At 38.7% G+C, this 9,540-nt stretch carries 5 protein-coding genes and 1 tRNA gene; 1 reads left to right on the top strand and 5 read right to left on the bottom strand.

The annotated features are described in order from the left end of the window. Positions 1-296: 296 nt before the first annotated feature. The 5 genes from CEV08_RS06560 to CEV08_RS06540 form a co-directional block, all read right to left on the bottom strand. Positions 297-370: transfer RNA gene (locus CEV08_RS06560), tRNA-Gln, on the bottom strand. Positions 371-457: 87 nt separating this feature from the next. Further along, positions 458-1,216: an iron ABC transporter ATP-binding protein gene (locus CEV08_RS06555; RefSeq protein ID WP_100130884.1), complete on the bottom strand. Its 759-nt coding sequence runs from the start codon at positions 1,214-1,216 to the stop codon at positions 458-460. Continuing rightward, positions 1,213-2,163 (bottom strand): iron chelate uptake ABC transporter family permease subunit, encoded by a 951-nt coding sequence (locus CEV08_RS06550; RefSeq protein ID WP_100130883.1) that lies wholly within the window; start codon positions 2,161-2,163, stop codon positions 1,213-1,215. The genes CEV08_RS06555 and CEV08_RS06550 overlap by 4 nt, the downstream gene beginning before the upstream one ends. Next, entirely contained in the window at positions 2,156-3,112 is a 957-nt protein-coding gene (locus tag CEV08_RS06545; RefSeq protein WP_100130882.1) for an ABC transporter permease, read from the bottom strand. Before CEV08_RS06545 ends, CEV08_RS06550 begins: the two co-directional genes overlap by 8 nt. A 92-nt stretch (positions 3,113-3,204) precedes the next feature. Next, positions 3,205-4,155: a siderophore ABC transporter substrate-binding protein gene (locus CEV08_RS06540; protein ID WP_180753565.1), complete on the bottom strand. Its 951-nt coding sequence runs from the start codon at positions 4,153-4,155 to the stop codon at positions 3,205-3,207. A 200-nt stretch (positions 4,156-4,355) separates the two neighbouring features. Here CEV08_RS06540 and CEV08_RS06535 point away from each other — a divergent pair, with 200 nt between their 5' ends. Next, positions 4,356-9,419, top strand: coding sequence for an autotransporter outer membrane beta-barrel domain-containing protein (locus CEV08_RS06535; protein ID WP_100130881.1), 5,064 nt, complete (start codon positions 4,356-4,358; stop codon positions 9,417-9,419). Positions 9,420-9,540 lie beyond the last annotated feature (121 nt).

Genomic DNA, 9,540 nt, shown 5'->3' with positions numbered 1-9,540 from the left:
AGCCTTTCAATCCGATTTTACACGCTTTAGCGATCTAGCAGACAATAGGAGCGTCTCAGAGAATACGTGTGATTATCATGCTTTGTAGGATAAAAAATGTAGAGGAGCAAAATCCAATAGATTCACATTCAAAATTACGAATCTTAAAACAGCCTTTGAAAGGTCTTTGAAGACCCTTTGAGACCCCCTTAAAAACCCTTCGAAAAAAAATAAATTGATGCAAAATATGCTGTCAAATTGTGCAAAACCAGATGTCAAGCTACAAAGCTACAACTACACAAGCTACAAAGCTACACTGGCTGGGGAACCTGGCTTCGAACCAAGATTGACGGAGTCAGAGTCCGCTGTTCTACCATTAAACTATTCCCCAATAAGCCAATGTCGCCATTTTTAGCAGATTTTAAAGTGCACGCAAGGACAAAAGAGAAGTTTTACGATTATTGATGATGAGAAGAATTTATCGATAATAAAAGGCGATAGGAATGTCATTGATTGTTTTGATCTGAATATCCACATCATAAATATCTTTAAGGATTTCTGGCTGCATAATTTCTTTTGCTGTTCCACAATATGCTGCTTTGCCATTTTTGAGGGCAACAATCATATCTGAATAAGAGGAAGCAAAATTAATATCATGCATCACAATGAGAATGGTTTTTTTCAGTTCATCAGCTGTGCGGCGTAACTGCTTCATCATGGCAACAGCATGTTTCATATCAAGATTGTTTAAAGGTTCATCTAACAAGAGATAGTCGGTATCTTGACAAATAACCATGGCAATAAAAGCACGTTGGCGCTGCCCACCAGAAAGTTCATCCAAAAAGCGGTCTTTTAAGTCTTGTAAGCCGAGATATCGTAGAGCACTGTCAATAAATTGTTTGTCTTCATGTGTACACCAGCCTTTTGAGTAAGGATAGCGCCCGAAACTGACTAAATCGTAAACGGTAAGACGAAAGGATAAAGGATTATCTTGACGCAAAATTGAGAGTTTTTGTGCCAAAATAGCATGGGGCATTTTATCAATGTCAAGGTTGTCGATATGAATTGTTCCTTTATGACGCGGTAAAAGACGCCTAATCAACATCAAAAGCGTTGATTTACCAGAACCATTGGGACCAATGAGAGAAATAATTCCCCCCTTAGGGAGCTTGAGACATAAATCATCGATAATCAATCGTGCTCCATAAGCCTTGGAAAGATGATTTATCTCAATCATTTTAGTTTTCCCTTCATCAGTAATGTTAAGAAAACAATACCGCCACAAAACTCAATAATAAAACTTAAACGTCCTGCCATATGAAAAATTTGTTCTAAGATAAACTGTCCTCCAACCAGAAAAATAATTGCTAATAATATCGCTATCGGTAAAACAACCCCGTGTTTTGCTTGTGGGGAGAGTCCATATGCAAGATTGGCAACGAGTAATCCAAAAAAGGTAACTGGTCCGACCAGTGCGGTGGAAATGGAAACAAGAATAGAAACAAAAATCAGAATAGCTGTCGCGCTTTTGCGATAATCTACTCCAAGATTAAGGGCATTTTCACGTCCCAAAGCAAGAACATCAAGCAGATGGCGTGAGCGCCAAGCAACTAGGCTTACGATGAGAACAATGATTGTCGCAAAGCTTACAAGTGACGTATTGAATTTATTAAAATTTGCAAACATAATATCCGTTAAATTCATCATCTGATCTGGATTGAGTTGCAATTGCATAAACATGCGTAAGCTGAAAAAAAATCCCCCCAAAATAATACCAATCAAGAGCGTTAAATGAAGCCCTTGTAGGCTGCCTGAAAAAAGCCAGCGGAAAAGACTTATGGAAAAGAAAATGAGGATAAGAACTTCAAGAACTAATTGTCCTTCTTCATTTAAAAAGGGTAGCGAAAGAGAACCCCAAAAATACATTATGATCGTTTTTATGAAAATATAAAGCTGATCAAACCCCATTAGTGAAGGGGTAAGAAGGCGATTATTAATAACTGTTTGAAAGAGAATCGTAGAAACTGTAATCGTATAGGCAATGAGAAGAAGAGAGATGAGTTTTGTGAGCCGAAATGTCCACGTATAGATATTGATATTCCATGTCATGTAAAGACTAATAAGGCTACATGCCATTACGATAAATGTTGTCAAGATAAGTATTGTTGTTTTCTTTCTATCCAAGACGTTTTCTCCAACGCAACAGCAGTATCATGAAAACAAAACTACCAATAACGCCCATCATCGTGCTGATGGGAATTTCAAGAGAAGGGTGAATGATTCGTCCTAAAAGATCACAGATCAAGAGAAGTCCTGCACCGCTTATTGCCACCCAAGGAGCAGTGTGGCGCATATTATCACCCCTAAAATTTGAAACAAGGTTTGGAATAATGAGTCCAATAAAAGGAATTCGGCCAACTGTACAGACAACGACAGCAGTGATTGATGCGACAATAAAAAGACCAAAGAGCATGACTGCACGATAATTTAGTCCAAGGTTGTTGGTTAAATCTTCCCCAAGACCTGCGACAGTAAAACGATCAGCAGTACAATAGGCAAGAATGCAAAGGGGAAGAGAAAACCATAAGAGTTCGTATTTTCCCTCAAGAATCATGGCAAAACTGCCAAATAAGTAAGCTTGAAGAGAAGGAAGCAACATTTCATAATCAGCAATAGCATTGGTTAGGGAGCCAATAACATAGCCCAGCATAATTCCTATAAGCGGTACAATGAGAGCCGATTTTAAAGGAATTTTGCGCAATAAAAACATAAAGAGTAGTGTGCCAGTCATTGCGAAAGCAGTGGCGATCATCATTTTTCCTAAAACAGGAATATTGGGTAGAAAAATCATCACAAAAACAATGCCAAGGGAGGCTGATTCAACAGTTCCAGCAGTGGACGGCTCGACAAAACGGTTGCGCGCAAGCAGTTGCATAATCATGCCGGAGAGGGCAAGTGCTGCACCTACCAAAAGGACTGCAATTGTACGGGGCAGGCGTGTTTGCCAAAAAATAAGCCACGCATGGGGATCACTTGATAAAAGGTTAGAAGGTTTTATATCTGAATAACCAACAAAAATACTGAGAATAGAAAGCAGAATAAGAATTGTTATGGTTATCCAATAATTTTTCACGTCATTTTCCAACAGAAAAAAAGCAAAGGTAGCTTATAAACAACCTTTGCTTCTAAATTTTATTTTTATAACAAGCAAGCTATTTCATATGCTTATTTGCTTTTTGTAAAGGCTTCGTTGATTTGTTGTGCTGCTTCATTAAGCCCTGTTAAACCACCAGCTGCGCGGTACCAACTCCAAGAATCTAAATAAATAATCTGCTTTTTTTTGCCAGCCGTTGTGCGGTGGACAAGTTCATTGTCGAGCAATTGTGCAGCAGATTGTCCTTCTCGTCCGATAGCAGCATCCCGATCAATAACCAATAACCAATCAGGATTGGTTTCAAGAATAAACTCAGGAGAAATGAGCTGCCCATGTTTTTGTACGGTGAGTTTATCGGTTGCAGGAGCAATTCCAAAGGTGGAATGGAGAATGTCAAAACGTGATTTTGGACCCAAAGCACTAATTTTTCCACCAGAGGTCATGAGGACGAGCCCTGTCCCTTTTCCTTCAGTGCTTTCACGAACTTTTGCTAAATTTTCTTTAAGTTTTGCAATTTCCTTTTCTGCTTCCTGTTCTTTGCCAAAAATTTTTCCAAGTATAGACACATTCCGTTCAATATCTGCAAGAGTATTTTCATTTCCTACAGTTAAGTCAATCGTTGGAGCGATTTTGGATAGATCCTTATATTTGGCTTGAGTTCTTGAGGAAATAATAATTAAATCAGGCTGAAGAGTGGCAATTTTTTCATAATCAGGTTCAAAAAGGGTACCAATTTTTTCATATTGTGCATCATTGAATTGCTGCAAATATGAAGGTTTTTTTCCTTCTGGAATACCGACTACTGCTTTGATTCCAAGGCGATTCATGTTATCAAGCGAGGCAATATCAAATACAATAACCTTTTGTGGAGCAGCTGGAACAGAAGTTTTTCCTGAAACGTGATCAATTGTTATGTTTGCTTTAACATCTGTACCGGCCCATGAAAAGGTTGCAAAACTTATTGAAACACTCATTACAACTATCAGAACAGAAGTTATCCATTTTAGGTATTTTATCACCATCATTTTATCCTTTTTTCTATAAAATATTAAAATTTTACGCACTTTAAACTTTATACTTAGACATTTTTATACACAAAATGAATTGCAATAATTTTACATTTTGTTATAAAACGTATTAATGTATGTTACAAAATGTGCAGTTACTTTATTTTCACTTAATTCAAGTGCTTTTGCAAGATTATATTTAGGAAGTTTGACATATGATCAATGTATTTAAACAGCGTACACGTTTGTACGCACTCACAACAAGTGCTTTCATCTTTTTACAAGTTATAGATGTTTCTTCGAGCAATGGTGCTTCTGCACAAGCTGATTCTACTAAAAGTATGCAGGCTTCTCAGTTAGGATGGGATGTTGGATCTGAATGGAACACTGCAGAGGTTAAGGCTACTAGTGATTGTAATATGAAATTCTATGAGAGAGTGCGAAATCCTATCTTTTGTGCAGATGGTAAGGCTCATATAGGATATTTTGGTAAAATTATTATAAAGAAACAGGAAACCCAAAACAGCGAAGGAGGCGGGAGTGGAAACGGCGAAGGAGGCGGGGGTAGTGATGTACGTAGAGGAATAAGGGATGCTATATATGTGAAGGGGAAGGCTAGTACGGAGGAAAATGGAACTCTTAAAGAAACTATTGTTAATCTGACAGGAGTGGACATGTCTAACGAAGTTTTTAAGCAGGGTTTGGGGAGCATTTCAGACAGGCAAAATCCAAAACTGATTGCTTCATATTATGGTAGTGCTTTGTCTGGGCATGAGGGGTCAAAGATTAGTTTGAAGCAATCGAGCATGCATGATTTTTACATTGCTATGGAGATTATAAATGGTGGGAAGATTTTTATGAGAGGTGGAAAAATCTATGATGTTGATCATGCGGTTATTGCTAGATCCCAATCATCTGTTTTTTTGGAGGATGTGGACGTTTTGGTGAGGAGTGTAAGTCTACGTAGTATCGGATCTGGCATAACGATGATAGGTGGAAAGATTTCCTTATTAGATGATAATGGTGCGGCGGTTATTGTGGACACAGGGGGATCTGTTGCATTGGATGGCGTTACAGTGTCAGTGGAAAAAGATAGAAATGAGTATAGGAGTAACGGCTTTATGATACAGAATGGGTTTATCTCTTTTGATAGGGGAACTTTTACAGGTAGTAGAGTTAGTGTTCTATCAATTTTTGGTGATAATAAGGCAGATACGCTTTTCCCTGCACCCACTAGAAACACTACCACCACTGAAAATGATAGTAGCGCCAAAAGTGATATCAGTTCTGTAGTATTCGTTCCAGACAGCTCAGTTGAGGATACTACTTTTGCTCAGGTTTCTTCTTTTATGAATCGTTCTTTGGGAAGTATTGTTAATTCAGAGGTTGGGCGTTCTAATGATGTTCTGGGCCTAAAGAAATGGAAAGTTGTTGCTAGGATGGAGGGTTCTACCATCACAGCAAACAAAAATTCTTATGGTATATTTTTTGATAGAGAATACAGAGATCAAAATGAAAATGGATCATCTTCCTCAGTAATCAACTCTGAATCGGACGCGGCGCATTTGGTTTTCTTAAAGAAAACTACGTTCAAAACTCCAGATTCAGCTGGTATAGCTGTTTATGCTGGCAAATTTAATGGTGCTGTTATTTTAGAAGATAAATCGGAGCTTTCTGGTGATGTGTTATCGATTGCTAAGGCGAATTCTAATCTTTTCATTTTGGCAGAAGATTCTAAAATAATAGGTGATGTTCACACTGAGGATGGCTCAAATACTAAATTTCTTTTGTCAAAGGGATCTGAGTGGCACTTGAAAAAAAATAAAATAGCAAAACTTGAAACTGCTCACGGCACATTTAGTTATGCTATGAATTCACGTATTTCGTTTATAAAGCTTTTAAATAGTTCTATTAAATTTATGTCTGTAGAGAATGATGGTAGTCGTAGCAATTATCAAATGCTTCGAATTGGGAAAGGGAGCGGTACGGTTTACGATGCAGGTGAAGGCGCGAAGATTTATTTCAATGTAAATAGAGGTTCTAATGTTTCTGAAGGTGTAATTTCTGATAGGCTTTTAATTGATGGTGATGTTTCTGGGCTAACTGTAGTGTATGTGAATGATGGTCAAAGTAGCGAAGCGTCTCAGAGTAAAGTTAGTGGAAGTCCATCTACAAATGTGCCTGAAAGTATTTCAATTATTCAGGTTTATGGGGATGCAACAGCTTATTCTTTTCTGCTGAATGGAGGTTATGTTACATTAGGTACACCTTATCAATACATCCTTCGTGCTTATGATTCAGTTAGTGCAGGAAAGAGCATACAGTATTTTGATGAAAATTTGAAAAATAAGGAGAAAGTATGGGATTTTCGTTTAGAAGAGGTGAAGTATGCGCTATCTTCTGTACCATCAGACCCTTCATCTGCGGAAACTCAACCTTCTCCATCTGCCCCTGCTCGAGGCGATTCACTTTTGAGATCTGATACAGATAGAAGGCCAGCATCTATACAATCGGCTGCTGCTATGTACCCTTCTACTTCTGTACCTTCTGAAGAAACGTCTTCTTCTACATGTAGTGATGTGAATAATGGTGGACAAGGATCGCAGACTGTTTATTCGTGCAGTGATGGTCAATCGCGGACATTCACAAACCTTATATTGAAGACAAGTGATAAAACTCAGCATTCTATGCGTGTGAAAGGTCAGGATACAGTTATTACGTTAAAGGGGGCTACAATTGGAGGTGTGGATTCTTCTGATAGTGAAAATGATGTTGATTTGACTCAAATACAGGCTGTGAGTGCTGTGCTTGCAGAAGAGGGGGGAGAAGTTGTTTTGGAAAGCAACTCTACAATTCAGTCTTCTATGATTGGCCTTGAAGCGCAAAGGAGTGGAAAGGTTACAATGATTGGTGGAACGGTTAATGCGCGTTATGTGGGTGCGTTAGCAGGTTCTGGATCATCTATTAATTTAAAGGATACGGAAATTAGCGTGACGGGGGATTTGGCTGTGGCTGCTCTGGCGAGTCAGGCTGGTGATATAACTATGAATTCTGGAACTATTACTCTGGCAGAGGGAGTGGCTGTAAGGTCAAAAGCTGGGGGCAACATTAAGTTAGACAAAGTTAACATTACAATGAAAAAAGAAGAAGGGAAGTCAAGTTCTACAAATAATTTTGGAAGTGCAGCTTTTCTGTTGAGTGATAATGCTTCTGTTGATTTTAAGAACGGAAGTGTTTTTACGGATGCTCATGCTTTATGGTTTGTGAAGAGTGATGATGTGGTTAAGACAAATTCTTCTAGGAGAAGGAGATCTGCTGAGGTTCCTCCTGCTGTGAATCACGCGAATATCGAGGATTCTAATGTTATAGTAGGTGGAACTTACGGTATATATTTTGATGGGGCAATACAGAAAGAAGCGCATGAGCAAGAAAATGTTGTTAAACCGAGCGCTGTATCCGAACAAGAAAAAACACCTATAGGCATAATAGGGACAGTTTCGTTGAAAAAAACTGAGTTTGAAGTTGCAAAGGGTATAGCGATCTACGGTAATAATTCTGGTGGTCATGTGTCATTAGAAAATAAAACAACTCTTATTGGTGATTTATTATTGAAGGCTGAAAATGATTCTAATATATCGGTTTTGGTTGATGCTTCTGTTGTTGCAGGTGCTGTTCGTGTCGATAAAAATTCTTACGCAAAATTAAACTTAGCCAATAGTTCAGAGTGGGTTCTAAAAAGAAGCGTCCAGAAGGATTTGGGTGCACCAGATTTAGGATGTGTGGATTCATGTGTTTCTTTTGTAAGTCTTGTAGATAGTATTATTACGTTTAAGCCTTCTGAATCTGAAGGGATGTATCAGACACTTCATATTGGAAATGGAAAAGGCACAGTTTATGAGGCAGAGGGGGATGCTTCAATTCTTCTCAATGCACGTTTAAATCCTCATGGTCCGCGTGATCAGCAAGTCACGGATCGACTTGTCATTCATGGTGATGTTTCTGGAAAAACAAAAATACATGTAATGGGTAATGCGGGCAATGTAGGAGATGCTAAAGCGAATGCCAAGATTGCTCACAGTGTTTCAATTATTCAGGTTTATGGAAATGCAAAGAAGGATTCTTTCCAACTCGAAGGAAAATATGTTGCGCTGGCGAACTCACCTTATAAATACACATTGCGTGCTTATGCTCCAGAAGCGACTTCCAAACAGGAGCATGTTCAGCAGAAATTTGTTAAGGATGGTGGAGCGTTTTGGAACTTCCGTTTGGAAAATCAATATGTTAAATCTGCTGCCCTTCCTGAAAACTTTGTCAGGTCTGTTGTTCCACAAGTGCCAACTTATCTCGTCTTGCCTAATAGCGTATTCCATACTGGTTTGATGGATATTAACAATCAAAGCAAACAGTTGGAGACTTTGCGGATGACTTCTACAGGAATGGTAGAGGTTCGCGAGAATCCTGCTTTATATTTACGCGGCTATGGTGGAAATTATAATTATGCTTCAGATTTATCGGCACTTGAATATGGTTATGGCGGCGAATTTGACTATCATGGTGTAGAGGCAGGTGTACTGCTGCAAACTATTGAAAATACTGACAGTGCTCTATCCTTTGGTGTTATGGGAACTTATGGAAAACTTTCTCTGCAGCCGCAAGATGTTGAACAAAGCCAAAAGAGTGCCTTTGATAAATGGACTGCTACGGTATATGGTAGTATGCAGCATAATGTTGGCTTCTATATTGATGGTCTGTTATCCTATGGTCTGTTTAAAGGTGATGTTCTAACGACGGCACGGGGTAAGACAGCTACATTAGAAGGTAATCCTTTGAGTGTTTCTTTATCTGGTGGTCAGACAATTGCAACAGGATATAAGGGCTTAGTCTTTGATCCGCAGGTTCAGGTTGTGTATCAACATCTTCAGTTCAATAAAGCTCGTGATATTGACAATTTTGATATTGAAATGGGAAAAGTTGATCAATGGGTGGCACGTGTTGGTGGACGCTTAACCAAGAATCCTACAGGCTCTGAAGGTGTGAATGCTGTTGCTTTCTATGGTAAGCTTTATCTTGCTCATGGTTTTGGAGAGAAACAGTCTGTGCATTTTAATGATGCTTTCAAGTTAGGAGCATTTGGTTCTTCATTAGAGGCAGGATTAGGTTTTAGCACCAAATTGTTGCCACAGTTTTCTCTGAATGCTGATGTTCTCTATCAACATAAGCTCAGTAAAGCTGGTTTTTCGGGAGTAAGTTTCTCCGGAGGGGTACGTTATCAGTTCTAGTATAAGGTACAGTATGTACTTTTTAAAAAAGGCGGCACGGTGTGCTGCCTTTTTTCTTTATAACACTTATCTTGTTCTTAAAAGCTTCTCGTCTTCTTGATATGAATGAAAAAAGACATAG

This window comes from Bartonella tribocorum (assembly GCF_002778015.1).
Lineage (GTDB): Bacteria > Pseudomonadota > Alphaproteobacteria > Rhizobiales > Rhizobiaceae > Bartonella > Bartonella tribocorum_B.
This window is presented reverse-complemented; position numbering and strand designations above follow the sequence as displayed.

Excerpts from the sequence above, each read along its gene's own strand:
- CEV08_RS06555 (WP_100130884.1), bottom strand. The coding sequence starts at position 1,216 with ATGATTGAGATAAATCATCTTTCCAAGGCTTATGGAGCACGATTGATT.
- CEV08_RS06540 (WP_180753565.1), bottom strand. The coding sequence starts at position 4,155 with ATGGTGATAAAATACCTAAAATGGATAACTTCTGTTCTGATAGTTGTA.
- CEV08_RS06535 (WP_100130881.1), top strand. The coding sequence starts at position 4,356 with ATGATCAATGTATTTAAACAGCGTACACGTTTGTACGCACTCACAACA.